This is a genomic window from Agrobacterium sp. YIC 4121 (assembly GCF_002008205.1).
In the GTDB taxonomy this organism is placed as follows: Bacteria; Pseudomonadota; Alphaproteobacteria; order Rhizobiales; family Rhizobiaceae; genus Agrobacterium; species Agrobacterium leguminum.
This window is the reverse complement of record NZ_MRDI01000015.1, coordinates 123,158-147,676: the sequence shown is the minus strand read 5'-3', so window position 1 is coordinate 147,676 and position 24,519 is coordinate 123,158. Positions and strand designations below refer to the sequence as shown.

The following is a 24,519-nucleotide window of genomic DNA, read 5'->3' as shown; positions in this document are numbered from 1 at the left end:
CAACGCGGGGTGGAGCAGCCCGGTAGCTCGTCAGGCTCATAACCTGAAGGCCGCAGGTTCAAATCCTGCCCCCGCAACCAATATCTTCAAGACTATCAAGACTTTATCGGCCTCCTTCGGGAGGCCGAAGTCGTTTTTACCCCTAGCACAACGCTAGCACAAATCCCGCCCCCAATTTGGCACTGCCCGTATGCCGTAATTCCATCATGTTGAAATGACCTTGCCCCGTTGAAATAAACCATTTTGAAGTAAGCTCTGGCCCATTGTGATGCGCTCTCCGAATTTGGGCCAGCGGGAGCTGGAATTTTCCGGGGTTTTGGCTCAGTTCGGCGGGGGTGCCGATGAGCCGTTCATAAGCGAAATCGGCACCGTGTTGCCGATGGCGCTATGTGGCCGGAACTCGTTATAGTCTCTACGCCAATCCTCCATCTTCGATCGCGCGTCGTCAAGGCTCATGAACCAATGGGCGTTCAGGCACTCGGCCCGGAACTTGCCATTGAAACTCTCGATGTAGCTGTTGTCCGTCGGCTTGCCAGGCCGCGAGAAGTCGAGCACGACACCCTTGTGATAAGCCCAGAAGTCAAGGTCCCGGGAGATAAATTCACTGCCATTATCGACGCGGATAGCGGCGGGATAACCGACCTGCCGGCATACCCGCTCCAGCGTCTGTACCACGTCTTCGCCCTTGTAGTTGAAGCGGGCGTCGACTGCCGGCGAGAACCGCGAGAAGGTGTCGACTACCGTCAGCGCCCTAATCTTGCGACCCGTTGCCAACTGGTCATGAACGAAGTCCATGGCCCAGACATGGTTGGAATGGGTGGCTTCCGTGCGATCCGCCCGCAACTTCGCCTTGACCCGTCGTTTGGGAACCTTGTTGCGGAGCTGGAGGTCCATCTCCTTGTAAAGGCGATAGATTCGCTTCGGATTGACGGGCCACCCGTCGCGCTTGAGCAGGACATGAACACGACGATAACCGTAACGCACTCGCGTCTGGCAGATGTCCCTGATCTTCAGCTTCAACTCGGCCTGCTCGCCGCGCCTGGACTTGGAGACATAAAGCGACCGATCGATCTTCAATACCGCACATGCGCGCCGGATCGAAACCTTCCAGTCCACTTTGACCGTGTCGACAAGCTTGCGCTTGCGGGCAGGCCTTAGAGCTTTTTTGACAGCACGTCCTGGAGCATGGCCTTGTCCAATGACAGATCCGCGACGATCCGCTTCAGCTTGGCATTCTCGTCCTCGAGCTGGCGAAGACGCTTCATCTCCGAGGGCATCAAGCCCGCGTATTTTTTGCGCCAATTGTAAAACGTCGCGTCCGAAATTCCTGCCTTGCGGCAGACCTCGCCGATCGGCGTGCCATCCTCTGCCTGCTTCAACACGAATGCGATCTGCGCTTCCGAAAACTTCGAGGCCTTCATCGAATTCTCCTCTTCTTCCCACCAGGGATCATAAGTGGAAAATTCCAGTTCTAAATGGCCAAATTTATTGGGGGCACGTCACATTGAGAGAGCCAGGGAATGAAGCGCAATCGTTTTACAGACGAACAGATCATCGGCATTCTGAAGGAGTACGTGGCTGGCACGCCGGTCTTGGAGCTTTGCCGCAAGCACGGCGTAAGCGATGCCAGCATCTATAAGTGGAAAGCCCAGTTCGGCGGCATGGACGTACCCGAAGCCAAGCGCTTGAAGACGCTGGAAGACGAAAACACGAAGCTGAAACGGCTCCTGACAGATGCGATGCTGGACAATGCGGCTTTGAAAGACCTTTTGGGAAAAAAGTGGTGACGCCCGCAGCAAGGCGAAAAGCTGTCGCGCATCTGATGGATCACCACCAGCTGAGCGAACGGCGGGCGTGTAAAGCCATCGGCTTTTGCCGAATGACGGTTCGTTACGAAACGAGGCGCAGCGATGACCATGACCGTCGCGAGCGGATGAGGGCGCTGGCGCATGAGCGCCGCCGCTTCGGTTACCGCCGCATCCACGTGCTGCTCAAACGCGAGGGACACCATGTGAACCACAAGAAGCTCTTCCGGCTGTATCGGGAGGAGAAGCTGATGGTGCGCAAGCGCGGCGGTCGGAAACAAGCGATAGGCACACGAGCACCGATGCTGATCCCGCTTGCCGCCAATGATCGCTGGTCACTGGACTTCGTGTCGGATCAGCTCACCGATGGTCGCAGATTCCGGGTGCTTACGGTGGTCGACGATTGCACCAGGGAGTGTTTGGCTCTCGTCGCGGATACGTCGCTTTCCTGTATGCGGGTTGCCCGTGAACTGGACCGGATCATCGAGGGAGGAGGCAAGCCGAAGATGATCGTCAGCGACAATGGTAGCGAGTCGACCAGCAACGCGATCTTGCAATGGACGGATCGGACCAAGGTGGAATGGCGCTACATCGCACCGGGCAAGCCTTTCCAACGCCTTCATCGAAAGCTTCAATGGGCGGCTGCGAGACGAGTTGACCTGAGACCCAATCTCCCTCCAGTTTTCGGGAGAGTCCTGGGTTTTCAAACTGGCGCTACGATTACAACGATCACCGCCCACACTCTGGCCTCGGCTGGCTGACACCCGCCGAGTTCGCTCAGACAATCAAACCGCGACGTGATGCGGTGCTGCGCAGCCGAAATGGCTCCGCACCGCACCCCGCCACTACCGCCCCGAATACAGAAACCCAAAACCGCTGGAGCGAGCTCAAAACTGGATAAAACTTGCGGGCAAGGTCGCCGTTGTTCAGCTTCCGTTGACGAGCCTCAAAGCGGACGTTGATGCGACTTTGCTGTGCATTGCGCGGCATGTAGGAAAGTGGCCTGCTGACGGTTCAGGGTGTGTCGGTGCATTACTCGGCAACATCGTTGCAAGATGGCTAACGAACATCGGCGGACATGCTTTGGCCTAGTGTGTGCATGGCAAGCTTGGCCCTTATCGAATTACGCTTTCTGTTGAAGCAGCTGCTTAATAGTCTCGACGATCTGCTCTTCCCGGTAAGGCTTGGCGAAAAATACCGTTTCAGCAGGAATCCGGTCGCCAGGGTCCTGGATATGCCCAGAAACAACGATCACCTTGATCGGCGGCCACCTATCACGAATGATGGCCGCAAGGCGCATGCCGTCGAGGCCGCGCGGCATATCGACGTCGGTAAACACAATGCGAATATCGTCGCGTTCCTCCAGAATAGCCACGGCTTCTGTCGCATCTGCCGCGGCAACCGCTTGATATCCTGCCGCCTCAACGAGGTCGACGGCAGCCAGGCGCAACAGCGGTTCGTCTTCGACTACCAGGATGATCGCAACTTTGTTCATAATGTCAGCCATCATCATGAGTGCCTCAGTTGCGAAACCAATGCCTGCATCGTCACTCGCAATCCTTCCGGATCGTAATTGATTTCGACACCGCCTGTTCCCATCAATCCAAGTCGTATGAGTTTCGATCCAAAACCTTTACCTGATGGCGTAACCACCGCGGGGCCATCATGCTCCTTCCAGTCAAGATGAAGCGCAGTATCTCCGTTGCACTCCTGCGTTGTCCAACGAACGGTAACGGTACCCACGTCGTTCGACCATGCTCCATATTTCAGGGCGTTGGTGCCAAGTTCATGCATCAAAAGAGCCAGAGAAAGAGCCGAGCGCGGTCCAAGCTCCAAGTCTTGACCTGACATCGAGTAACGGTCGGGTAGTGACAGCTGGCGCAAAACAGAATCAATGACGGCCTCCATACGCGCGGAGGACCAATCCTGCACGAGAAGGACCTCGTGGGCTTTGGAGAGCGCGTGGAGACGGTTGGTAAAGGCCTCGACTGGCCCTCGATCTGTCACCGGACGCAAGGTCTGCGTTGCAATCGCCTGGACCATGGCCATCGTATTCTTCAGGCGATGACTGATCTCGTGGTTCAAAACCTGCTGTTCCTGTTGGGCTAGTATCCTGGAGATGGCTTCGCGCGTTCGGTCGGCAATTGTGCGGACAAAATCGCGCTCTTCCGTCGTGAAGTGATGGGGTCTGTCGTAGTGAACGAACATAACTCCCACAAACGCGCCGTGCTCAACGATCGGAACATTGACGAGAACCGAGATTCCGATCGAATGAAACAGCTCGGCCGAGTCTGACGTCCGGGGATCTTTTTCCACGTCTGGGATAATCACCGTCTCGCCGCGCTTAAGATCCTCGATATATGATCCATAGTTACGAAACTGATGTAGGCCAGCGACGGTCGAGACCCCTTCTGCTCGCCAGTCTGGCAGCATTTCAACGGTCTCGGCAATCGGGTCCACAAGGCCGTAGCCTGCTCTTGTGGCGCCAGCCAGGTTTCGCGCCATAATCTCGGCTGCAGCAAATGCTACATCTGTGACATCGTCCAGTTCACGAATTTTGTCACCTAGCTCCAGAAATGCCAGCTGTCGGTCTTCCGCAACTTTTTGCGCCGTAGCATTCCGTGCGACCTTGATGAACCCGGAAATCGGTGAAGCACCTCGGCTTGGAAGCGGGCGAAGGGTCCCGTCGAGAAACACCTTTGATCCGTCCGCTGTCTGGTGCCATCGCCGATCGACTGCGAGGCCTTCTGCTGCGGCTTTACGCACTTCCCTAGCCGGAACGTCTGCCGCGCGATCCTCGTCCGTAAAGAGCTCTGCGAACGGCCGGCCGAGCATCTCCGCTTCCGACCAGCCAAACGTTTCCTGCGCCCCCCCAAACCAGCTGGTAATGCGGTGCTGGTTATCCACTGTCAGAATTGTGTAGTCTTTCGCCCCCTCGACGATGAGCCGCAGTTTTGTCTCGCTCTCCTGAAGTGCCTCCAGCGCCCGCATTCGGTCCGTCACCTCGACAAAAATGATGACAAACTTATCATTACCGGTGGCTTGTACGTAGCCATCGAACCAGCGGCCAAGCGAGCCAACTTTCCGGGTAAACCGTTTATTCCGGCCGGTTTCGACCACGTCTGCGACGTCGGAAACCCACTCCTGTTCAAAACTCGGGAAAATCTCACACATTGTACGGCCTGACACGTTTTGGTCAGGATAGCCTACCAGTTCACTCCAAGCGGGATTGACCGTTTCATACCGCCAGTCGACGATCTTGCCATCGATATCCCGAACAACTGAGCCGACGATAATGCCTTCCTCGAGCTGCTCGAAAAGCGAACTCCATCGACGCTCGGATAGAAAAGTGGCGATCTGGTTCGAAACCAGCTTGCCGATCCGACTGAGCAACTCGAGCTCGCTCTCCGTCCAAGTACGTGGCTCACCATCGATCGCAGCCAACGCCCCGATCACCATTCCGTCCGGCAACGTAACTGGAACCCCCATGTAGGAGATCACGCCAAGATCCGTGATGGCCAGATTGTTCCGGACAAGATCGTGGATCGTTGCGTCACCTATGATCAGAGGCTGTTTATCGCGGACGACATGTTGACAGAATGAGTGCGTCAGGGGGGTCTCAGCCGCCTCGGCCCATTTTTCCGGCAAGCCGAGGTGAGCGATGAAAACCTGACGATCTTCATCGAGTATCGACACAAGCGCCACAGGACAGTTCAGCCCCGCTTTGACGACCTCGATAATGTCCTGGAATTCCGACTGAACCGGAGCTTCAAGCAGACCTGAATCTCGAACAGCGCCGATGCGCTCCGATGGTGAACTCACTGGGTTTCCTTAACCGCGCGGACGCGAAGTTGATCGTGAAGCTAGAGCCGCAAGGACGGCGGGCGAAAGGACAAGGCTCGGCGGAACTACGGACGTGGGGCCTCCATCGACAAAACTTTGAAGAAACTGCATGGCGTTCTGCAACCCGTTCATTGTGTAAGGCTTCTCGATCGCCCCGAGTCCTCCGGCAAAATCGTCTGGTATACGCTTGAGATTACCTGACACGAAAACGAAGGGTATTGTTTTCTCCGACAGGTAGCGGCCGACATCGATGCCTGTCGGGCCGTCGAGCAACTGAATATCGACAAAAGCAAATTGCGGCGAGGTCGCTTCAGCGAGTTCGATTGCTTCCCGGCTGTCAGCGGCCGTCCCGACGACATGATGGCCGGCATCTTCCACTTCGCTTTCCAGCTCCATAGCCAGGAGGACCTCGTCCTCGACAATCAGAATATTCAAGACAAATCCTCTCAGTCTTTCACCGACAGCTCGACGCTAACGTCTGTTTTGTGACCGGTAATCTTCCGGTCCATCTTGGCGCGAAGTTGCAGGAGACACGCCTCAAGCATCTTCTGGCTGAAAGCCTCCTCTTCTTTGTCTACCTCCACTGGCGAAACGGTGTCGATGACCCGCATCAAGAAGTGCCCGTTCAGCCGCCTTATCTCGAGATGGATTTTGCCACCGCCGTCACTCAGACCCCTGCGGATAGCGTCGCCGACGAGCTCGTTTATGATCAGGGCCAGCGGAGATGCCTTAGTCGCTGGGACTACGACTTCGTGAAGATCTGTCGTGAGCTGGATGTCGGGGCGCTTAAGCGCACCTATCTTGTCAAGCATCAGGGTGTTTGCGAAATCTGCGACGTCGAAATAGCCGACCTCTTCGTCGTTCAGGAGTTTACGCTGAACCGTGCTTAGAGCTTCGACCCGATTGAGCACTGACATGAGTGTTCGCTCAACGACATCATTCTCAGTCATACGCGCTTGAAGTTTCACGATCGACGCAATCGTCAGTAGGTTGTTTTTCACCCGGTGATCGACCTCGTGAACCAAGGCCGTTTTCGCTCGAAGGGCATCTGTCAGAGCCGCAGTTCGCAACGCAACTTCTTCTTCGGCGGTGTGACGTGCCTGGGCGAGCTTCGCTTCCTTGCTCTTGATATTTGTGAAGTCGAGTTGCGAGGCAAAGAAATAGATGACCGTTCCTGAGGCATCGCGAACCGGACTGACAAAGAGGGCGTTCCAGAATTCTGATCCATCTTTCCGGTAATTTAGGATATCGATTGACAGATCCTCCGCTGCCGCAACGGCTTCGCGAAGCTTCTGCACAGCTTTCGGATCGGTATTCGGTCCCTGAAGGAGACGGCAGTTCTTTCCGATTAGCTCCTCGTTGGAATAGCCAGTCAACTTAGAGAACGCCGTATTACAGAAGATAATCGGGTTGTCAGGTTGACGCGGATCGGTGATGAGCATGGGCATACGCGTGGCTTTGAACGCCGCCGCGAATGGATCTTCAGAAGCATGACCAGCAACGAGACGGTTCCCTGCATCTCTGGCGTCTTGTCGGGTCTGAGGGTCATCTGTCATGAGGATTCCTGATTTTGCGGCAACTAATAATGTGCGGCTCCCATATTGGTTCCATGGCAGGAGCTCGTTTGGCAGGAAAGCGTATCTTCATCCGCGCATCTGTTAAGGCGCTTCGTCAGACGATGTTCGAGGCTGGGTTGGACGCCGCCGCAGAATGGCGGCGTGTCGACGGTGAGTTCAAGCTGCACTAGGCTTGAATCGGACATGTCCACTTCCTAGCTCACCCGGCGATCGGGGCTTGATGAGCCCGGTCGCTTTCCCACGTCTGTATGGAGTGAGACCAAATGGAAGAGGACATTAAGATCATCAAGGACGCTAGCATCGCCGAGAGGGAAGAGATTATTGTCGATTTTGCGCGATGGCTTGAGACCGCCTCGCAGGAGGCCCTTGTCTACGGTGAGGGGCGATTTGCATTGATGTCTGCGAATATGGCGGAAGCCATCCGCGTAAACGCCGATGAACTGGCACGCGACACTCCCGAAACCGCCGAGCGGGTATTGCAGCAAGCTTGCGAGATGATCTCGCAGTTCAAGGCGGCTTATCCGCATCGTGTTCTCAGTCGATCGGTACATTGACAGCCGGATAGTGCGAATTCGGTAAATTTTTTCCGCAGCAGATCTTGAATCGGAAAATCACCAAAACCAAATCGTCTGCCGCCAGCCGCTTAAGACAGGGTTGGCATTGCCGGGAGCGCCGCTTTTGGCACTCCCGTACCCATGTTGCTTCAAGGAGGATATGGCTATGGCAACATCTTACGACTATGCACCACTCTACCGCTCGAGCGTTGGTTTCGACCGGATCTTCAATCTTCTGGAAAACGCTCAGCGTGCCCGTTCGACGAACGACTGGCCGCCCTATGACATCGTCAAAACAGGCGACGATTCATATCGGATCTCGATTGCGGTGGCGGGCTTTGCCCAAGACGATCTCGACGTCAGTTTCCAATCCAACCTGCTCACTGTTGCCGGCAAGAAGCAGGAGGCACCCTCGGATGGCTACCTGCATCGCGGCATCGCTGGTCGCCCGTTCGAACATCGTTTCGAACTCGCCGACCATGTCCGTGTGAGCGGAGCGGGTTTGAATAACGGTCTCCTGTCGATCGAGCTTGTCCGCGAGATCCCCGAGGCATTGAAGCCGCGCAAGATCTCGATTCAGTGCACGCCCACGCTGACGTCGGCGGCGCCGGCACAGATTGAAGCACAGAAGGCGGCTTGATCTGTAAGTTTGTCAACTAAGTCCAAGGGCGCCATTGCGATGGCGCCCGTCAACATGACGGGTTGGAAGGAGAGAACGATGAAACCCGATATGTTCAGCAAACCAGTTACTATTCTTGTCGGCTTGGGGTTCCCGACGGAAGTTCGTACCTTAATGGATGCTTACCGACACCTAGCCGAGTGGCCGGTGTCACTCAGAGACACCGCTCATTCCGTTGCCTTAAAAGCCTGTCAGGCAGCCCTTCGTGGCGAGATTGAGGCAGAAACGGCGCGTGGTCTGTTCACAGCGTTTGCGGAAAAGCATGAACTTCTTGCCCCTGAAACATGTGCGGTTTTGGCTTCTCGCCGGTATCGCGATAGAGATCCACACGTGGGGTGATGCAGCTCGAGAGGTTCACTTCGGACGAAGATAGTTCCACCAACTTAAGGTGGCCTGTATTCCGAGAGGTCCCATTGAGTAGAGGCAAGACTACCCGATGCCAGACCTTCGGGCGAGGTCGTCGATGTTAACCCTGAGCTTTGGCGTGGCTTCCATCGGTGCAGTCTCCCGGCCGTCCAACGTCGTCGGGACAACAGTTCATGTAAGCCAGCACGCGGGTTGAACCTGGGTTGACTCCAGCAGGGATGGTTTTCGAACTCTACCTTCGTTCCCCGCAAAGGCTTGGCCTTCACGAGCATTTCGGCCCCATTCGCTGGTTCGCCGTCAATGCTATTGAGCGTCGGTATGGAGCGCTGCTCTTTTTCGACACATGATCGCTGTTTCACCGCATGTCCACCATAGCGGACGCTCGACATATCGTTGGAAACCGAGCTTTCGTTAAAAGCAGTGTTGCCGGTTCGATTCCCATCAAGAGCGAGGACCGATCTTCAAGTTCAAACCGAAGCGTCCGCTCATTCTGCCCCGATCCATACCTTGTGTGATTGCCTCACGAAATCGATAAATGCGCGCAATGGCGCGGGCACAAGGCGCCGCCCAGGGTAATAGAGGAACGGGCCCGAAAACTGCAGCCACCATTCTTCCATCACCGGCACCAGATCTCCTCGATCGAAGTGTGGCCTTAGCCAGTCCTCGAAAATATAAATCATGCCAGAACCGGCAATGGCTGCGTCGATGCCAAGATCGGTGCCGCCGCCGAACTGGACCACGAGGTTACCTTTCGGATTTATGATGACTTCCTCCCCATCGCGTTCGAATTCCCAAGAGGGGAGTGCACGCCCCGAAAACCGCCCTAGAATACAATCATGCGAAAGCAGGTCTCGTGGATGTTGCGGTCCACCCCTCCTTGCGAGATAACGCGACGACGCGGCAAGGGCGTAGCGCTGCTGACGCGGGCCGATCGGCAAAGCCACCATATCCTGCTCGAGCCGTTCGTCATAACGGATGCCAGCATCGCAGCCGCTTTTTATGATGTCGACGAAATTCTCGTCGGTCACGATTTCCAGTCTTATGTCTGGATAGGCCGCCAAGAACGGCGGCACGATCGCAGGCAGGACCAGCCTTGCCGCGCTCATCGGGACATTTAGCCTGAGCTCCCCCGAGGGGCGGCCGCGGCTGCTTCTTACCTCGTCGAGTGCCGATGCAACTTCTGCAAACGCAGGTCCGGTGCGCTCCAGCAAGAGACGTCCGGCCTCCGTCGGGAGTACGCTGCGAGTGGTGCGATTGAATAGCCTTACCCCAATGTCCTCTTCCAGGCGTTTTACCGCATCGCTCAACGCGGAGGAACTGATGCCACTTTCGCGCGCGGCCTGCCGAAAACCTCTGGATCGAGCCACCAGCAGAAACGCATTGACGTCCGTAATGTCCGACATCCTGTTCTCCAAACCATGAGGCTGATTGTCCGTTAGAGCGGACAGCTTGTCCGGATTATAGCTTCTTGTGCCGCATATGCCAAACATCTATTTCTGAGGACTACAAAGGAGATACAGCCATGAGCACTATCGAAAATACAGGAACCTTCAAGCTTGGCGATCGTACGGTGCGCCGGCTGGGTTATGGCGCCATGCAGCTTGCGGGCAAAGGCGTGTTCGGCCCGCCGCGCGATCGTCGGGAGGCCATCGCCGTTCTGCGCGAGGCTGTGGACAGTAGCGTCAATCACATCGACACCAGCGACTTCTACGGTCCGCATGTCACGAACGAGATCATACGCGAAGCCTTGCATCCCTATGGCAGCGACCTGGTGATTGTCACGAAAGTCGGCGTAGTCAGGGGAGCTGACGCCTCGTGGAACGCGTCATTTTCGCGCGCCGGACTGACGCAGGCCGTTCATGACAACCTCCGCAATCTCGGGCTCGATGTGCTCGATGTAGTGAACCTCCGCGCCATGTTCGACGTGCATGGTCCCGCCGAAGGCTCGTTGGATGAACCGCTTCAGGTTCTGGCGGAGTTGAAGCAACAAGGCCTGATCCGGCATATTGGACTGTCTAATGTCACGGCCAAGCAGGTTGAGGAAGCCGGCAAGATCACCGAGATCGTCTGTGTGCAGAACCAGTACAACCTTGCGCATCGCCAGGACGAAGCCTTAATCGACACGCTCGCCTCTCGAGGCGTAGCCTATGTCCCGTTCTTTCCTCTTGGCGGCTTCTCACCGCTGCAATCCTCGACCCTGTCGAGCCTCGCCGCCCGGCTTAACGCCACGCCGATGCAGGTGGCCCTTGCATGGCTTCTCCAACGATCGCCGAATATTCTCCTGATCCCTGGCACTTCATCACGAGTCCATCTACGGGAAAACCTCGCAGCGGCCACGATAGAGCTTCCCTCGGAGGTACTGTCGGAACTGGATAATGTTGCTGCCTAATGCCGTTTGTTTAGATCTGAGGAACCTGTGAAGGTTGATGGTTCAGGGGATGTTCCAGTTCGTCTCAAACAGCTTGCCCATTTCAGCAGTTTTCAATTGTGTGGATCTGGACCGGCGTTATGAGCGAGGGTGGTGGTCTTTCCTGTCGCCCAAAGAAAGCTGCAAGCGCACCAATGGCAGTCTGCACCTCGAAAGCGGGTCCTTGATCGATGATGATATCGATCAAGCCCTGTCGCAGCAACTGCCGTCTCTCGTCCGTCAATTCATGGGTGATAAACACTATTTCATTCGCTCGTCCTACAGCATCCACGGAATTCAGGACGGTTGATGCGCCAGCTGACGCATTGTAGATCCCGCGAATGGCGCTGTTGCGCTTCAAGGCGCTAAACACTAAGTCGCCAGCCAGTTCAGCCCGCTCGTAGCTTTCAAGCACCTCGGTCACATGACAATCGGGATAGCGTTCGTTTAGCACGGCACGGAATCCGGTCTCACGCTCCTCATGTCCCATCATGCTGAGCATGCCAGAAATCACAATGACGTCTCCACCGTCTCGCCCGAGAAGGCGGCCCATCAGATCGCCGGCAATCCTGCCTGTCTTGACGTTGTCGGGACCAACATAGGCAAAGCGCTCCGAGCCCGCGATGTCAGTGACAAGCGTGATAACCGGCTTGCCCGACGTGCCAAATTCTCTCAATGCGGCAGCAATATCGGGATCCGCTGCGCTGACAATCACCATCCCATCGCATGTCTTGATGAGGCTGCCGATCAGGCCTGCTGTTGCACGAGGCTTTACCGGATCGATATGATGGATTTTGAACTGCAGATTGAACTGCGGAAAATCTCGCGCTGCCGCCTCGAAGTTTGCCTGGACTGAGGCGTGAAACGGGTTTTCGGGACGCTGAAGCAGAACGGCAATCCTGAGGGTTCGTGCGGCCCGCTGATTGAGCGCGCGATCAATCTTGAGCTTTCGAGCCCATTCGATAACGCGTCTTTCCTTCGCGTCGGTGACGCCGCCACGATTGTTAAGAACACGGTCAACGGTGGAAAGCGAAACGTTTGCTGCCTTGGCGATGTCCCTTGCCGTGATCTTTCCCATTCCAGGTGGCCCTATTTTGACGAGATCTCTTCAAGAATAGAATACCGCATCAAGAACCTAACGCTATCATCTTTCTCATTCGAACGTCATGGGCGTTTCGAAAAAGGGAGGTTACAAACATGATTGAGCTCGCCGTCTTTGGCGCAGGCCGTATTGGGCAGGTGCATGCCCTGAACGCGGCTGCTCACCCTTCAGCGCGCCTGAAATACATCGTTGACCCCGTAGCAAGCGAGCATCGCGAGCATCTCGTAATCCAAACCGGAGCCGTGCTGTGCGAGCCGGAAGAAGTCTTTGCCGACCCAGATATCACAGGCATCGTCATAGCGAGTTCCACTGATACCCATGCGGAACTGCTTTTGCGGGCGGCGCAGGCAGGCAAAGCCGTGTTCTGTGAAAAACCGGTCAGCCTTGATTTTGCAACCGTCGTAGATGTCACAAGCAAGGTTGAAAACGCCGGTGTGGCCTGCCTACTTGGATTTCAACGCCGATATGATCCGGATTATCGTCTGGTGCGTGACAGGATTGCGAGTGGTCAGGCAGGCCGCTTGGAGCACATCGTCATGCACACCCGCGACCCGTCGCCCCCGCCACGTTTCTACGTCGAGCGGTCGGGTGGCATGTTTCGAGACCAGGCGATCCATGATTTCGACATGGCCCGTTATCTTCTTGGAGAGGAAATCGCACTTGTCTACGCGGTTGGAAAAAGCCTGATCGACCCGGAAATCGAAGCGGCGGGCGATATCGACACGGCAATGATCACACTGACATCGGTTTCTGGTCGCTTCGTTCAGATGATAAATTGCCGGCGTGCGCCATTCGGTTACGATCAGAGGTTGGAGGCCCTGTGCTCGAGCGAGGTGCTCTACGTCGAAAACCGCCCGCAACGGGGCGTCATGATCGCCGACGCCAATGGTTTTCATTCGTCGATACCCATGAACTATTTCATCGAACGTTTTGCGGGTGCCTATCTCGCGGAAATGCACGCCTTCATCGATATGATCGAGAAGGGTACCAAACCCCTCGCCGGGATAAGAGATGGCTTGGAGGCGCAACGCCTTGCCGAGGCCGCGATCGTTTCGATGACAACCGGCTCACCCGTCCACATCAGTTCCGACTGGCATCCTTGAGAAAGGAAGGCAACAACTATGACAACCACCGATCTCCTGCCAGAAGGTGTCAGAATTGCCGTCAGCCCGTTGTCATGGGTAAATGACGTGCTTGAGGATCTCGGACGCGACATATCGCTTGAAACCTGCCTGAACGATGCGGCAGCAATCGGCTACCAAGGCGTAGAGCTGGGTCGCAAGTTCCCCCGAGACGCCGCCGTGCTTCGTCCGCTTCTGGACAGCCGCGACCTGCAACTCGCATCCGGCTGGTATTCCGGCGAACTTGCCGAGCGCGGCGTCGATGCGGAGATGGCAAGCGTCGCCGCGCACGCTGCCCTGCTGCGGGACATGGGCAGCAGTGTGCTTGTCTATGGCGAGGTGGCGATGATGGCACCAGGCGCGCCGCTCGATGCGCCGATGTCGAAACGCCTGACCATGCCGGCGGATGATATTGGCGGTTACGCCGCGAGACTGACAGAGTTCGGCAAGCGGCTTGGCGGAGAATACGGGCTGGTGCTCGCCTATCATCACCACCTGATGATGGTCGCAGAGACCTTCGACGAGATTTCGTCGCTCTTCGACAAGACGGGAGCGGAGGCTGGGCTTCTGCTCGATACCGGCCATGCCGCCGGTGGTGGTTTCGAGTACGCACGGCTGATCGAACGTTTCGGCGATCGCATCAACCACATTCATCTCAAGGATATGCGCACTCCCGTGATGACGGATGTTCGCAGCCGCGACCTCAGCTTTAACGACGGTGTTCGTGCCGGCATGTTCACTGTTCCTGGCGATGGTAACGTCGATTTCAGTCCGATCGTGCGCTTTGTTCGCGGCGGCTACAAGGGCTGGCTCGTGGTGGAGGCTGAGCAGGATCCCGCCCAAGCGCCGCCGCGTCCTGCCGTCACTCGCGCCTTCTTTCACATGCACGACCTTTTCGCAGCTAGACCAGATTGAAAGGGAGAGAGGCCATGACCCAAAAAAAACTCAATATCGGCCTGATCGGTTCAGGCTTCATGGGCCAGGCCCATGCGGACGCCTACCGTCGTGCTGGCGTGCTGTATCGTGATCTGGCGGCCATCCCCCATCTCTATATGCTCGCCGATGCGAGCGATGAAATGGCTGCCGATGCCGCCGCCCGATATGGTTTCGAGAAAAGCACCGGAGACTGGCGGCGACTGGTTGAGGATCCCAATGTCGACATCGTCGACATCACCTCGCCAAACGTCATGCACCATGAAATGGCGCTTGCAGCGATAGAAGCAGGCAAGCACGTCTACTGCGAAAAGCCACTTTCCGTGACGCTGGCAGAGGCAGAGCAAATGGCTGCAGCTGCCCGAAAGAAAGGCGTCAAGACGATGGTCGCCTTCAACAACATCAAGACACCGGCGGCAATGTTGGCCAAGCAATTGATCGACAGAGGCGATATCGGACAGCCCATGCGCTTTCGCGGCTGGTTCGATCAAGGCTTTTTCAATGATCCCGATTTGCCATTTTCGTGGCGCTGTACGCGTCGCGATGCAGGATCAGGGGCGCTGGGCGATCTCGGCAGCCACGTAATTTCCGTTGCACAATATCTGCTGGGTCCGGTTGAAAGCGTCATCGCCCAAAGTCAGACGTTTTTTCCAACGAGGCCCGTGCCACGGGGTGGTTCGGGTTACGGTGCAAAGGCGGGCAATGATGCGCCTCGCGCGATGGTCGAGAACGAGGATCAGATCCAGGCGCTGGTCCGCTTCAAATCCGGCGCAGGTGGCACCATTGAGGCATCCCGCGTAGCTGCTGGCAAGGTCTTTGGCGTCTACTGGGAAATATCCGGGACAGAGGGCACGATCATCATGGACGGAGAGCGCTTCAACGAGCTGAAGATATCGCGTTTCAACGACCCCAAGCCTGACCGCGGATTCAAGACGATCCTAGCGGGAAGCCAAGTGCCGCAGTTTTCGGCATTTTTCGGCTTTGATTTCGCTGGCGGTGGCCTCGGCTACTTCGACGTCAAGGTTATCGAGGTACGTGACCTGATCGAAGGCATCATGCGCGATGCCGACTGTTACCCAAATTTCGAATTCGGGCTAGCCAACGAACAGATTATTGACGCCATGGAGCGGTCTCTGGCAACGGGCCAGTGGGAACAGACGGCGTCCTGAGCAATCGAGAGGCTTTTTGAGGAGATTTAAGATGACATTTCCAACCGCTCTTCCACCGTCCCGATTGCGAGCACCCCTGGACGCTCCTCCACTGCGCTGGGGCATTTTGGGGACTGGCTGGATAGCGGCAAAGTTCACAGAATCGGTAAAGGCACACACTCGGCAAGTAATCGCGGCCGTGGGTTCGAGATCGGAAGAAACTGCCAAGCGGTTTGCATCTGAGTGGGGTGTCGAGAACGCTTATGGAAGTTACGAGGCGCTCGTTCAATCACTCGATATCGATATCATCTATGTGGCTACCCCACATGGTTGGCACCATGAGCACGTCCTGCTCGCGATCAACGCCGGTAAGCACGTGCTCGTCGAAAAGCCGATGGCGCTGAATCATGCCCAGGCTGCCGAAATGGTCACTGCTGCTCGTAAGAAAGGCGTCTTTTTTGCAGAAGCGCTCTGGACGTATTTCCTGCCGAAATTCGACATTGTCCAGCAGGTCCTTGATGCGGGCGTTATTGGGGACATCCAATCGGTCTACACGGAATATGGCGAGTATCTTCCGCGTGAGCACCGCATCTTCAACCCAAAACTGGCAGGCGGGCCGCTGCTTGATCTAGGTACGTATCCAGTGTCGTTAATAAGCAAGCTGCTTGGCGTTCCTTCCAAGGTCGTCGGCGTTGCAAGTCCCGATCCGGCCGGAGTGAATGGGCAGCTGGCTGTAGCCATGATGAATTCCCGGGGCTGCCAGGGGACCATGGCAACGACCCTTTATGGGTTTACGCCAACCGGCGCGACCATGGTCGGCACGGAGGGCTCGATCCGGTTTGTCAACGAGTTCCATTTGCCAGGCGCGTTCGAAGTGTGGTCGCTGGACGGGACTGTCAGGTTGAAATACGCGGAACCTCGTGGCGCGCATTTCGAAGGGCTTTACCATCAGGCTGCTGGGGTCGCTTACAGTATCAGCGACGGCGACCTTGAAAGTCCTTGCAGACCGCTTGATGTATCACTTGACACGATGAAAACACTTGATGCGATCCGTGCAGCGCTCGATATCGACTTCAGGAAAGCAGGGTTGTCTGAATGACCGCAAGACTGGTCCGATAGTCGTAGTAATCTTTGCGCGAGATCATGAGCCTGGCGAAACGCGCCGCGGGTATGGCGACGCTCTTTGGACCCCTCCCTTCGCAATTCACTCTGCGGTTCACAGGATCCTCGTAAGCCAGCGTCACTTTCCTTCCCGGGCAGCCATTTTGCGGTGTTGTTTTGCGAGGATATCCGAAGGGGTCACGTTTGCCGCAGCCGATATCAGCTTGTTCTTCCAGCCGGACACGACGTCTCCGTCACCATTCATCATCGCATCGTAGCCGATTTGTGCAACGAAGCCGGGGTCGTCTTTTTTCTGTTTGCCAACCGCCGTGTCGAGCATGTCCGCGCGCTCGAAAAACGCTGTCTCGGTCGCGCCGGGCATCAGGCACGTGACGGTGACCCCGGTGCCATCCAGCTCTTCGCGAAGTGCGAATGAGAAGGAATTAATGAAGGCTTTTGTCGCGTTATAGACCGCCTGAAAGGTGCCGGGCATGAAACCGGCAATGGAGCCCGTGAGTAGAATCCGGCCGCTGCCGCGCTGGCGCATGCCGTTGCCGATCGCATGCACCAGCGCAACGGTACCGCTGATATTGGTGGCTATCACCCGCTGGACCGCTTCCATTTTCTGATCGAGAAAACCGTTGCCCAGCCCCTGTCCCGCGTTCGCAAACAGCAGATCGACCGGCCACTCTTTCGTCGCTATGCGGGAGAGAAGTTTTTCCACGCCTGCCTGTGTCGAAAGGTCGGCTCGCACGGCTTCCACTTCCGTTCCCGCTGCCCGCAACTGTGTCGCCGCCGTTTCGATTTCCGCCTCGTCAGCCACGATGATGAGATTGTAGCCGTCCTGCGCCGCGCATCTTGCCAGTTCGTAACCGATGCCTGAGGAGGCGCCGGTGACGACAGCAAGGCCTTTGATTGATTTTTCCGCAGGCATGATTCTTCTCCTATGGCTTGAGGACGACCTTGATACAGCCGTCGTCGCGGTGGCTGAATGTTTTATAAAGATCAGGACCTTCATCGAGGGTGGCGCGGTGGGTGATGACGAAGGAGGGGTCGATCTCTCCCTTCTCGATCCGACCCATAAGGGTGGGCAGATAGGCCTGCACCGGTGTCTGCGCCATCCGGAATGTCAGGCCGCGATTGATCGCGGAGCCCATCGGGATTTTGTCGAGAAAACCGCCATAGACCCCGACGATCGAGACTGTGCCGAAGTTGCGGCAGCAATAAATAGCCTGCCGCAGCACATGCGGGCGGTCCGTCCCCATGAATGTCGCCACCTTGATACGGTCAAGACGGGAATCCCAGCCGGCGGCCGGATCCGGTTCCGTCCCCACGGCGTCGATGCAGGCGTCTGCGCCCCGGCCATGGGTTAATTCCATGATCTGCTCGTAAATATCGTCATCCAGATAATTCAGTGTGAGCGCGCCGGAGGCGGCGGCAAGGGCGATCCGTTCCGGCACGGAATCGATAGCGATGACCCGTTCCGCACCCAACAGGAAGGCGGAGCGGATGGCCATCTGGCCGACAGGACCACAGCCCCAGATCGCGATCGTATCGCCGGGCTGGATATTACAGAAATCCGCCGCCATGTAACCGGTCGGGAAAATGTCTGACAGAAACAGCACCTGCTCGTCTGTCAGGCCGTCGGGAACCTTGATAGGCCCGACATCGGCATAGGGAACGCGCATATATTCGGCCTGGCCGCCGCTGAAACCTCCCAGAAGGTGCGTGTAGCCGAACAGCCCGGCGGGGGAGTTTCCCCACATTTCCCGGACCTTATGGGGGTTGGGGTTGCTGCGCTCGCAGCCGGAGTAAAACCCTCTTTTGCAGAAGAAACACTCTCCACAGGCAATCGTGAAGGGAACGACAACCCGGTCTCCGACCTTCAGCGTCTTATTGTCCCTGCCGACGTCAACGACTTCGCCCATAGTCTCGTGGCCCATTATATCGCCACCATGCATGTCGGGCATGATCCCGTTGTAGAGATGAAGATCGGAACCGCAGATTGCGCAGGCGGTCACCTTGATGATCGCGTCGCGGCCGTCCTCGATTTGCGGATCAGGGACGCTCTCACAGCGAATGTCGTGTTTGCCGTGCCAAGTCAGTGCCTTCATGATCGGTGTTCCTTCTGAATCGGTGGAGCAGCGGGTGCGCCGGGTTCACGCCTAACCCGGCCCCATCGTCAAAGTTCCGGGGCTGTTCGAGCGATGGCGGCTGGCGGTGCGCCGTTAGAGAGGGAACAAGCTTGCCCGAGCGAAGTTAGACCGCCTATCTTTCCACGATCCGGAGGCGAGCCTTGACCCAGACAGTTGAGTACGAAACCAGCAACAGCCTGAACATCGAAGCTGCGACCCCCAAGGTGATCAGGATCATTGTAGACGAACGCACCGTGCTTGAGGGTGTTTTGAACACCGGCAGCGTTTTGACGGTGCAGACGAAAGAAGGCGCCGAACCACAATCCATCGAACTTGTGATCGAGGACCTAGCACGGTGAAGATTGTGGTTTGCGGCCGGATTACCCCTGCCAGCAAGGAATGGCGTATGCGGCATCAGGAGGTCATGCGCGCTATCCGCCATCTCCGACAAGGACCAGAAAAAAGCTCTGCTGCTCGTGGCGGCAGGGACGGGTTATGCCGATGCCGCCGCCATCTGCGGCTGCCGGATGGGCACCATCAAAAGCCGTGTCAACAGGGCGAGGGAGTCGCTACGTCGAAATCTGGACTGAGCGCGGTCCGTCAACTGCAAACTGTGCCGCATAACCTCCGTAGTTTGTGTTATTGATGCTGCCATACTGGTGAAGGAGTTTTCCCTTTACCGGCGGCGCCGAAAGATTTGCCCGCATTTGGAGCCGTCCCATTTGGAAATGCCAGTCGATTGCAAGGCATTTTGACTCACATTCGAGGACAACACCTTTCTCGAAGTGAGAGCAAAGGAGAGGCCAGATGTGCCAGCGCCGTTTTGAAAGCAACGCGGTCATCCTCGCCCTTGCCAGTTTTCCATCGGTCGTTTCAGCCCCTTGCCAGTTCAAAGTCGAAAGCTGCATCGTGTGGGGATCGTTTGGATCACGTACCAGCTGCCGGGCATTGGGTGGGAGTTCTCCCTGGAACATTTCCGCCTGTTTAAGCCGATTTTCTATTTCCTGTTCCCGGTCGTCATCCGGATGGTCGGAGAAAAAGAAAAAAGGGTTGGCCGAGCCATGGTCGTCACCCATGAAAATTAACGGCGTCTGTGGGGAAAGGAGTAGAATTGTTTCAAGCGTCTCAAAGAGGGGCAGCGCAATAAGGGCACGAAGCCTTTCACCGCGTAACCTGTTTCCGGCCTGATCATGATTATGGAGAAAATTCACGAATCGTTGCGGTGGCAGATGCTCACTCGGTTCTCCGCTGCTGCCAAAATCCCGGGAAGGGCGCGGTTCGCCCTGGTAGACAAAACCGGTCGCAAGCGAGCGGCAAAGCTTGTCGTAGGGCCGTGCCGCGAAGTCGCCATAGATGCCGCCCTTTTCCTTCGTGGTCGCAACATGGACGACGTGGTGAAAGTCATCGTTCCACGGCGCATCAATCAGGACGGTGCCATCAGCCAAGGGCGTCATTGGCGAGGCCGCGTTTCTCGCGTCCTCTATGACCAGATGCACATGCCTGTTTCTTATTGTCCGCTTCACCTCTCGCGCCATCTCGATGAGGAAATCGACCTCTCCGCCGCCGCCAGCGAGATGATCAGCGGCATCGATCCGCAATCCGTCGAAGCGATAGGTCTCGAGCCAGTAGAATGCGTTCTGAAGAAAGAATGACCGAACTTCGGCCCGGTTGAAGTCCGGCGCCGGTCCCCATGGCGTCTCATCCTTCTTGAAAAATGCCGGCGCGTAGGCCTGAAGCGTATTTCCTGCGGGGCCGAAGTGATTGTAGACGACATCCAGCAGCACCATGATACCGTGGCCATGGGCTTGATCAATGAAGGCCTTGAGCTCGTCTGGGGAGCCATAATCCCGTTGGGGTGAAAATTGCAGGACGCCGTCGTAACCCCAGCCGCGACTTCCAGCAAAGGTCGCAAGCGGCATGAGTTCGATCGCGGTAATGCCCACGTCTGCGAGATATTCAAGTTTCTCCGCCGCGGCCGCAAAGGTGCCCTCGGGTGTAAAAGTCCCGATATGGAGCTCATAGACGACTGTTTCGTGCCACGGTCGGCCCTTCCAGTCCGGGTTTTTCCAGGCGAAATCATGGTTGACGATCAGGGAGGGGCCAAGCGGGCCTACCTGTTGCTGATTGGAAGCGGGATCTGCAACCCTCGTCCGGTCGGCCAGCACGAAGCAATAGCGATCGCCGGGGAGGGCGCGTTTTGTGATGTGGTGCCAGCCATCACTAGCCGTGTGCATGTCGAATTCCGCATCGTTCAGCCACAGTTTCACCGCTGCTGAGGCGGGTGCCCAGATGCTGAAATCCGTGTCGCCGGATTGATTGCGCTGCGCACCCCATTTGCGGTAATTCGCTGCATTCATCATCAAAGCCTCCTGTTGCCGGTGGCCTGACCTGTTGGTGATCCCAGGGTTCCCGCCTGCCGTCTGTCAGCTCTTATCTTTGCAAAAGTCTCGGGCCTAATGTCGGCGACAGCACCCGTTTTGCGCGTGTTGTCGCCGACAAGGCTTTCAAAAAGCGCCATGTACTGTGCGGCACTCTTGTCCCAGGAAAAATTGGCCCGCATGGCTTGTGCCTGAAGCCGTCTGAAAAGTTCTCGGTCACTATAGGCATTGATGGCACGATCGAGCGCCGCGCGTAGATCGTCCTCATTTGCAGGCTCGAATTGAAAGCCTGTTGCCACGCCCGCCTCAATGGCTGCGTCATTCGCATCGATGATGGTTTCCGCTAGCCCACCAGTGCGGCTGACTATGGGCAGTGCGCCGTATCGCAGGGCGTAAAGCTGTGTCAGGCCGCAGGGTTCGAACCGTGAAGGCTGGATAATGAAGTCTGAGCCCGCCTGAATCATATGCGCCAGACGCTCATCGTAACCGATATGGGCGCAGACCAGTTCAGGATAACGTTTTGCCAGCGCGCGTAAGCTGTCTTCCAGTGCGGTGTCGCCTTCTCCGTGAATCACCAATCTTCCTTTTCGCGCAATGATAAGTGGAACGACCTGAGGGAGGAGGTCGATGCCCTTTTGCCAGGTCAGACGGCTGACCACACCGAAAACAGGGCCTTGGGTCGGGGCGAGGCCAAGGGCCTGAAGCAAGGCATATTTGTTAAGGCTCCGGCGTGTGGCCGTCGCAGCCGTGAAATTTGTAAGAATGTAGGGGTCTGTTGCCGGGTCCCAGACTTCCTGGTCGACACCGTTGACGATGCCACGCAGGTCCTCGCGCCGCGTGGCAAGCACGCCGTGCATACCCATTCCCATTTCCGGTGTCAGAATTTCTCTTGCGTAAGTGGGGCTTACTGTCGTTACGGCCGACGCGGTCGTCAGGCCACCCTTTAAAAACGACAGGTCGCCATAATATTCGAGGCAATCGACGGTACAGAGATGTTGGGGCAACTCAAGCATACCCGCCCGCTCGAGTGGATATTGTCCCTGAAATGCGAGATTGTGAAGGGTGAGGACGGAGGGCACCGTCGCCGCCGACTCCGCGATATAAACGCAGGTCAAGGCCGCGTGCCAGTCATGGGCATGAACAAGATCAGGCTTCCAGTCGTCAATCGCGCCGAGGGCAATTTCCGCCGCCGCCTTGGACAGGACCGCAAAGCGCAGATCATTGTCGGCAAAAGGTTTGCCATTCATGCCATAGGGAGGACCTTCCCTGTCAAACAGGTCTGCCGCTTCAAGAAGCAGAAGCTTGTGACCGTCGGCGTCAAGGGAGTAAACCGATACCGCTTGCTTTAGAATATTGGCGACCAGACACGGCTTCTTGCCGCGGACGAGCGGCGTGAGCCTACGGTAGAGGGGTAGCAATGTACGAACTTCCGCGCCGTGTCTTGCTAGTGCCTCCGGCAGAGCGCCTGCCGCATCGGCCAATCCGCCGGTTTTGACGAATGGAAACATTTCGGCCGTGACGGCAAGAATCCGCATTTGGCGCCTCCAGGGAACGTATTGATCTCAGACTGCGAGGAGCCCGGAAAAAGGTTGGTGCAACCAGCTCGCCTGCCCGGAACAGGGGGACCCTACCTGTCCTGCTGCTGGCCTTTATGTGTCGTGTCTGTTTTGATGTTGCCTATCGGCCCGTCTGGGTGTTGTCGGAAGAGGAATCTTCTGTGCTCTGACGGCCATTGTCGCCGGGATCGTGATGGCTGCGGTTTTCTTCAGGAATGCAGAGCGTTTTCCTGGTCATGTTACACCTCTCCGGGTACAGGTTCCGTGGAGCGACCCGAACCTTGCTTGTAGAGGTTTGTTCCCGTCCGCCGGCTACGTTTTATCCTGCGCGCAAGTAATTTAGGGATGCACCGAAATGTAGAAACGCCGCAAGCTCCGACGGCGAGGTGCTGGGTCGGGCGACGTCTGCACGGCGTAGAGCAGGGTCGTGTTCCGCGGACACAACAGTGTTGTCCGCTGCCTTAACGATATTGCTGTCGTTCAGGAAAATTCCGGCTACAGGGAAACCTCCAAAGGTAGACGTACGCAAGTGTACAGACGGCGATTGCGACGGCCCTGCGCGCGACAGCCGGGCTCGGGGCCGTTCCGTCAATAGCTCCTCACGAAATATTAAATCTCGGAACTCCCGTGGCGCGGCATGGTTGGTCTAGGGCGCGCCACAGGGTGCGCAAGTGAAAAATCACCATATGAGGAGTGACATATCATGCCAAATCAAGGTGGTACGCACGAACAGCACGTGAAGGCCGGCCAGCAGAGCCACAAGAACAGCGACAAGCGTTCGCAGTCGGCATCGGCCTCCAATAACGACGACAATGGCAAGACCCGCGGTGGCACGCATGAGCAACATGTGAAGGCGGGCCAGCAGAGCCACAAAAACTCCTAACGCTGACAGACTGGGAATCCCCGCGCGCGTCGTGGGGATTTCCTTGTTTTATTCCCTGACGGGACAGGAAGTTTCATGACCGCTTTCGATGGCCAGTCTGGAACGAGCGCCGAGAGTTGAGGAACTGATCATGACGACCGCAGCAGACGTTCTGGTAGAAACCTTGATCGAATGGAAGGTCGACACGATCTTCGGTCTTCCGGGAGACGGCATCAATGGCGTCATGGAGGCGCTCCGCAAACGTCAGGATGCGATAAGGTTTGTCCAGACCCGACACGAGCAATCCGCCGCCTTCATGGCGACGGCCTATGGCAAATGGACCGGCAGGCTCGGCGTCTGTCTTGCCACTTCGGGTCCCGGTGGCACCAATCTTCTGACCGGTCTTTATGACGCCAAGCTGGACCAAGTTCCTGTCCTCGCAATCACCGGGATGCAATATCACGACCTGATCGAAACTTTCACGCAGCAGGACGTCAACCTGACCCGCGTTTTTGAGGATGTCAGCATTTATAACACCGTCGTCAGCGATGCTGCGCATATGGAAAATGTCGCCAGCCTCGCCTGCCGCACGGCGATCGCGCGGCGTGGCGCATCTCTCGATAGCAAACGACACGCAGGAAAAGCCAGCCGAGGAAGGACGGTCTCTGGTTTCGCGGCGCCCGTCGGTCTTGAGGGCGATGCCGGTTGGCGTTGACCGTGGCAAGGCCCAGTGCGTCATGAAGGCTTGCGGACGGCTTATTGTGCGGATGCGCGAACAGGAGGATGTCGACTGCGACATCGAGGCCGATATCGAGCTTGATAGTGGCATTGCGGTCCCCGTAACGAGCGATCCCGGTGATCCGGCCATCAAAGACAGGTACCTTTCGCCCCGCCAGATCGGCCCGGATGTCGGGTACAAAGGCATCCCCCAACATGATAAAGGGCTACAGCC

Annotated in this window: 22 protein-coding genes, 1 tRNA gene and 4 pseudogenes; 15 read left to right on the top strand and 12 right to left on the bottom strand. The window is 56.9% G+C overall.

Going from position 1 to position 24,519, the window contains the following annotated elements; genetic code table 11:
• The first annotated feature begins 3 nt into the window (after positions 1-3).
• A tRNA-Met gene (locus tag BTE54_RS14530) sits at positions 4-80 on the top strand.
• Positions 81-321: 241 nt separating this feature from the next.
• On the opposite strand, the gene BTE54_RS14525 is transcribed toward BTE54_RS14530, so the two are convergent.
• Positions 322-1,421, bottom strand: a protein-coding gene (locus BTE54_RS14525; protein WP_121490442.1) for an IS3 family transposase whose coding sequence is annotated in 2 segments (ribosomal slippage) — positions 322-1,169 and positions 1,169-1,421 — 1,101 coding nt in all. Because the reading frame shifts where the segments join, the coding sequence is not laid out codon by codon here.
• 99 nt (positions 1,422-1,520) lie between these two features.
• Here BTE54_RS14525 and BTE54_RS14520 point away from each other — a divergent pair.
• Positions 1,521-2,706: pseudogene (locus BTE54_RS14520) on the top strand (IS3 family transposase).
• A 222-nt stretch (positions 2,707-2,928) separates the two neighbouring features.
• Here BTE54_RS14520 and BTE54_RS14510 read toward each other — a convergent pair.
• From BTE54_RS14510 to BTE54_RS14495, 4 genes are read right to left on the bottom strand one after another with little or no spacing between them, the layout of a single operon-like run.
• Positions 2,929-3,318: a response regulator gene (locus BTE54_RS14510; protein ID WP_143240720.1), complete on the bottom strand. Its 390-nt coding sequence runs from the start codon at positions 3,316-3,318 to the stop codon at positions 2,929-2,931.
• Entirely contained in the window at positions 3,315-5,627 is a 2,313-nt protein-coding gene (locus tag BTE54_RS14505; RefSeq protein WP_078052927.1) for a GAF domain-containing protein, read from the bottom strand. The genes BTE54_RS14510 and BTE54_RS14505 overlap by 4 nt, the downstream gene beginning before the upstream one ends.
• Before the next feature lie 9 nt (positions 5,628-5,636).
• Positions 5,637-6,083: a response regulator gene (locus BTE54_RS14500; RefSeq protein ID WP_065654879.1), complete on the bottom strand. Its 447-nt coding sequence runs from the start codon at positions 6,081-6,083 to the stop codon at positions 5,637-5,639.
• 11 nt (positions 6,084-6,094) lie between these two features.
• On the bottom strand, positions 6,095-7,204 hold the full coding sequence (locus tag BTE54_RS14495; RefSeq protein ID WP_078052926.1) for a PAS domain-containing protein: 1,110 nt from the start codon (positions 7,202-7,204) through the stop codon (positions 6,095-6,097).
• 68 nt (positions 7,205-7,272) lie between these two features.
• Here BTE54_RS14495 and BTE54_RS25420 point away from each other — a divergent pair, with 68 nt between their 5' ends.
• From BTE54_RS25420 to BTE54_RS14480, 4 genes are all read left to right on the top strand, one after another.
• Positions 7,273-7,395 carry a hypothetical protein gene (locus BTE54_RS25420; RefSeq protein WP_280940561.1) on the top strand — a complete coding sequence of 41 codons (123 nt, stop codon included), beginning with the start codon at positions 7,273-7,275 and terminating at the stop codon, positions 7,393-7,395.
• 93 nt (positions 7,396-7,488) lie between these two features.
• On the top strand, positions 7,489-7,779 hold the full coding sequence (locus BTE54_RS14490) for a hypothetical protein (protein WP_065654882.1): 291 nt from the start codon (positions 7,489-7,491) through the stop codon (positions 7,777-7,779).
• A 166-nt stretch (positions 7,780-7,945) separates the two neighbouring features.
• Positions 7,946-8,419 carry an Hsp20 family protein gene (locus BTE54_RS14485; RefSeq protein WP_078052925.1) on the top strand — a complete coding sequence of 158 codons (474 nt, stop codon included), beginning with the start codon at positions 7,946-7,948 and terminating at the stop codon, positions 8,417-8,419.
• A gap of 78 nt (positions 8,420-8,497) precedes the next feature.
• A complete protein-coding gene (locus BTE54_RS14480) occupies positions 8,498-8,797 on the top strand; it encodes a DUF982 domain-containing protein (RefSeq protein ID WP_078052940.1) in 300 nt (99 codons plus the stop codon).
• A gap of 512 nt (positions 8,798-9,309) precedes the next feature.
• On the opposite strand, the gene BTE54_RS14475 is transcribed toward BTE54_RS14480, so the two are convergent.
• On the bottom strand, positions 9,310-10,227 hold the full coding sequence (locus tag BTE54_RS14475) for a LysR family transcriptional regulator (RefSeq protein WP_078052924.1): 918 nt from the start codon (positions 10,225-10,227) through the stop codon (positions 9,310-9,312).
• 119 nt (positions 10,228-10,346) lie between these two features.
• On the opposite strand from BTE54_RS14475, the gene BTE54_RS14470 reads away from it, so the two are divergent.
• Positions 10,347-11,213 carry an aldo/keto reductase family oxidoreductase gene (locus BTE54_RS14470; protein WP_078052923.1) on the top strand — a complete coding sequence of 289 codons (867 nt, stop codon included), beginning with the start codon at positions 10,347-10,349 and terminating at the stop codon, positions 11,211-11,213.
• An 82-nt stretch (positions 11,214-11,295) separates the two neighbouring features.
• Here BTE54_RS14470 and BTE54_RS14465 read toward each other — a convergent pair whose 3' ends face one another.
• Entirely contained in the window at positions 11,296-12,309 is a 1,014-nt protein-coding gene (locus tag BTE54_RS14465) for a LacI family DNA-binding transcriptional regulator (RefSeq protein ID WP_078052922.1), read from the bottom strand.
• A gap of 119 nt (positions 12,310-12,428) precedes the next feature.
• Here BTE54_RS14465 and iolG point away from each other — a divergent pair, with 119 nt between their 5' ends.
• The 4 genes from iolG to BTE54_RS14445 are packed head-to-tail and all read left to right on the top strand — an operon-like array spanning position 12,429 to position 16,634.
• A complete protein-coding gene (gene iolG, locus BTE54_RS14460; RefSeq protein WP_078052921.1) occupies positions 12,429-13,436 on the top strand; it encodes an inositol 2-dehydrogenase in 1,008 nt (335 codons plus the stop codon).
• Between the two features lie 18 nt (positions 13,437-13,454).
• Positions 13,455-14,369, top strand: coding sequence for a myo-inosose-2 dehydratase (gene iolE, locus BTE54_RS14455; RefSeq protein WP_077981793.1), 915 nt, complete (start codon positions 13,455-13,457; stop codon positions 14,367-14,369).
• A 14-nt stretch (positions 14,370-14,383) separates the two neighbouring features.
• Positions 14,384-15,556, top strand: coding sequence for a Gfo/Idh/MocA family oxidoreductase (locus BTE54_RS14450; protein ID WP_022557482.1), 1,173 nt, complete (start codon positions 14,384-14,386; stop codon positions 15,554-15,556).
• Between the two features lie 31 nt (positions 15,557-15,587).
• On the top strand, positions 15,588-16,634 hold the full coding sequence (locus tag BTE54_RS14445) for a Gfo/Idh/MocA family oxidoreductase (protein ID WP_078052920.1): 1,047 nt from the start codon (positions 15,588-15,590) through the stop codon (positions 16,632-16,634).
• Positions 16,635-16,775: 141 nt separating this feature from the next.
• On the opposite strand, the gene BTE54_RS14440 is transcribed toward BTE54_RS14445, so the two are convergent.
• Both BTE54_RS14440 and BTE54_RS14435 read right to left on the bottom strand, forming a co-directional pair.
• On the bottom strand, positions 16,776-17,570 hold the full coding sequence (locus BTE54_RS14440) for an SDR family NAD(P)-dependent oxidoreductase (protein ID WP_078052919.1): 795 nt from the start codon (positions 17,568-17,570) through the stop codon (positions 16,776-16,778).
• Between the two features lie 10 nt (positions 17,571-17,580).
• Entirely contained in the window at positions 17,581-18,750 is a 1,170-nt protein-coding gene (locus BTE54_RS14435) for a zinc-dependent alcohol dehydrogenase (protein ID WP_078052918.1), read from the bottom strand.
• A gap of 182 nt (positions 18,751-18,932) precedes the next feature.
• Here BTE54_RS14435 and BTE54_RS14430 point away from each other — a divergent pair, with 182 nt between their 5' ends.
• Positions 18,933-19,130, top strand: coding sequence for a hypothetical protein (locus tag BTE54_RS14430; protein WP_078052917.1), 198 nt, complete (start codon positions 18,933-18,935; stop codon positions 19,128-19,130).
• 23 nt (positions 19,131-19,153) lie between these two features.
• Positions 19,154-19,361 (top strand): annotated as a pseudogene (locus tag BTE54_RS25500) (sigma factor-like helix-turn-helix DNA-binding protein); the annotation flags it as partial.
• On the opposite strand, the gene treZ reads toward BTE54_RS25500, so the two are convergent.
• Together treZ and glgA are read right to left on the bottom strand one after the other, a co-directional pair.
• The gene (gene treZ / locus BTE54_RS14420) at positions 19,341-21,131 is read right to left on the bottom strand and encodes a malto-oligosyltrehalose trehalohydrolase (protein WP_245316596.1); all 1,791 of its coding nucleotides are present in this window, start codon (positions 21,129-21,131) and stop codon (positions 19,341-19,343) included. The pseudogene BTE54_RS25500 and the gene treZ sit on opposite strands and share 21 nt — an antisense overlap.
• Entirely contained in the window at positions 21,131-22,684 is a 1,554-nt protein-coding gene (gene glgA / locus BTE54_RS14415; RefSeq protein ID WP_078052916.1) for a glycogen synthase GlgA, read from the bottom strand. The genes treZ and glgA overlap by 1 nt, the downstream gene beginning before the upstream one ends.
• 724 nt (positions 22,685-23,408) lie before the next feature.
• Between glgA and BTE54_RS14410 the strand changes: the two genes are divergently transcribed.
• On the top strand, positions 23,409-23,588 hold the full coding sequence (locus BTE54_RS14410) for a hypothetical protein (RefSeq protein WP_065654894.1): 180 nt from the start codon (positions 23,409-23,411) through the stop codon (positions 23,586-23,588).
• A gap of 130 nt (positions 23,589-23,718) precedes the next feature.
• Positions 23,719-24,232 (top strand): annotated as a pseudogene (locus BTE54_RS14405) (thiamine pyrophosphate-binding protein); the annotation flags it as partial.
• Positions 24,233-24,234: 2 nt separating this feature from the next.
• On the opposite strand, the pseudogene BTE54_RS25290 reads toward BTE54_RS14405, so the two are convergent.
• Positions 24,235-24,481 (bottom strand): annotated as a pseudogene (locus BTE54_RS25290) (NAD(P)/FAD-dependent oxidoreductase); the annotation flags it as partial.
• Between the last annotated feature and the right edge of the window lie 38 nt (positions 24,482-24,519).

What these genes read in the sequence shown, in the direction of transcription:
- treZ (WP_245316596.1), bottom strand. Translation starts at nt 21,131, where the DNA reads ATGATGAATGCAGCGAATTACCGCAAATGGGGTGCGCAGCGCAATCAA.
- BTE54_RS14510 (WP_143240720.1), bottom strand. Translation starts at nt 3,318, where the DNA reads ATGATGATGGCTGACATTATGAACAAAGTTGCGATCATCCTGGTAGTC.
- BTE54_RS14465 (WP_078052922.1), bottom strand. Translation starts at nt 12,309, where the DNA reads ATGGGAAAGATCACGGCAAGGGACATCGCCAAGGCAGCAAACGTTTCG.
- iolG (WP_078052921.1), top strand. Translation starts at nt 12,429, where the DNA reads ATGATTGAGCTCGCCGTCTTTGGCGCAGGCCGTATTGGGCAGGTGCAT.
- BTE54_RS14470 (WP_078052923.1), top strand. Translation starts at nt 10,347, where the DNA reads ATGAGCACTATCGAAAATACAGGAACCTTCAAGCTTGGCGATCGTACG.
- BTE54_RS14485 (WP_078052925.1), top strand. Translation starts at nt 7,946, where the DNA reads ATGGCAACATCTTACGACTATGCACCACTCTACCGCTCGAGCGTTGGT.
- BTE54_RS14490 (WP_065654882.1), top strand. Translation starts at nt 7,489, where the DNA reads ATGGAAGAGGACATTAAGATCATCAAGGACGCTAGCATCGCCGAGAGG.
- BTE54_RS14495 (WP_078052926.1), bottom strand. Translation starts at nt 7,204, where the DNA reads ATGACAGATGACCCTCAGACCCGACAAGACGCCAGAGATGCAGGGAAC.
- iolE (WP_077981793.1), top strand. Translation starts at nt 13,455, where the DNA reads ATGACAACCACCGATCTCCTGCCAGAAGGTGTCAGAATTGCCGTCAGC.
- BTE54_RS14445 (WP_078052920.1), top strand. Translation starts at nt 15,588, where the DNA reads ATGACATTTCCAACCGCTCTTCCACCGTCCCGATTGCGAGCACCCCTG.
- BTE54_RS14435 (WP_078052918.1), bottom strand. Translation starts at nt 18,750, where the DNA reads ATGAAGGCACTGACTTGGCACGGCAAACACGACATTCGCTGTGAGAGC.
- BTE54_RS14410 (WP_065654894.1), top strand. Translation starts at nt 23,409, where the DNA reads ATGCCAAATCAAGGTGGTACGCACGAACAGCACGTGAAGGCCGGCCAG.
- BTE54_RS14480 (WP_078052940.1), top strand. Translation starts at nt 8,498, where the DNA reads ATGAAACCCGATATGTTCAGCAAACCAGTTACTATTCTTGTCGGCTTG.
- BTE54_RS14440 (WP_078052919.1), bottom strand. Translation starts at nt 17,570, where the DNA reads ATGCCTGCGGAAAAATCAATCAAAGGCCTTGCTGTCGTCACCGGCGCC.
- glgA (WP_078052916.1), bottom strand. Translation starts at nt 22,684, where the DNA reads ATGCGGATTCTTGCCGTCACGGCCGAAATGTTTCCATTCGTCAAAACC.
- BTE54_RS14475 (WP_078052924.1), bottom strand. Translation starts at nt 10,227, where the DNA reads ATGTCGGACATTACGGACGTCAATGCGTTTCTGCTGGTGGCTCGATCC.
- BTE54_RS14450 (WP_022557482.1), top strand. Translation starts at nt 14,384, where the DNA reads ATGACCCAAAAAAAACTCAATATCGGCCTGATCGGTTCAGGCTTCATG.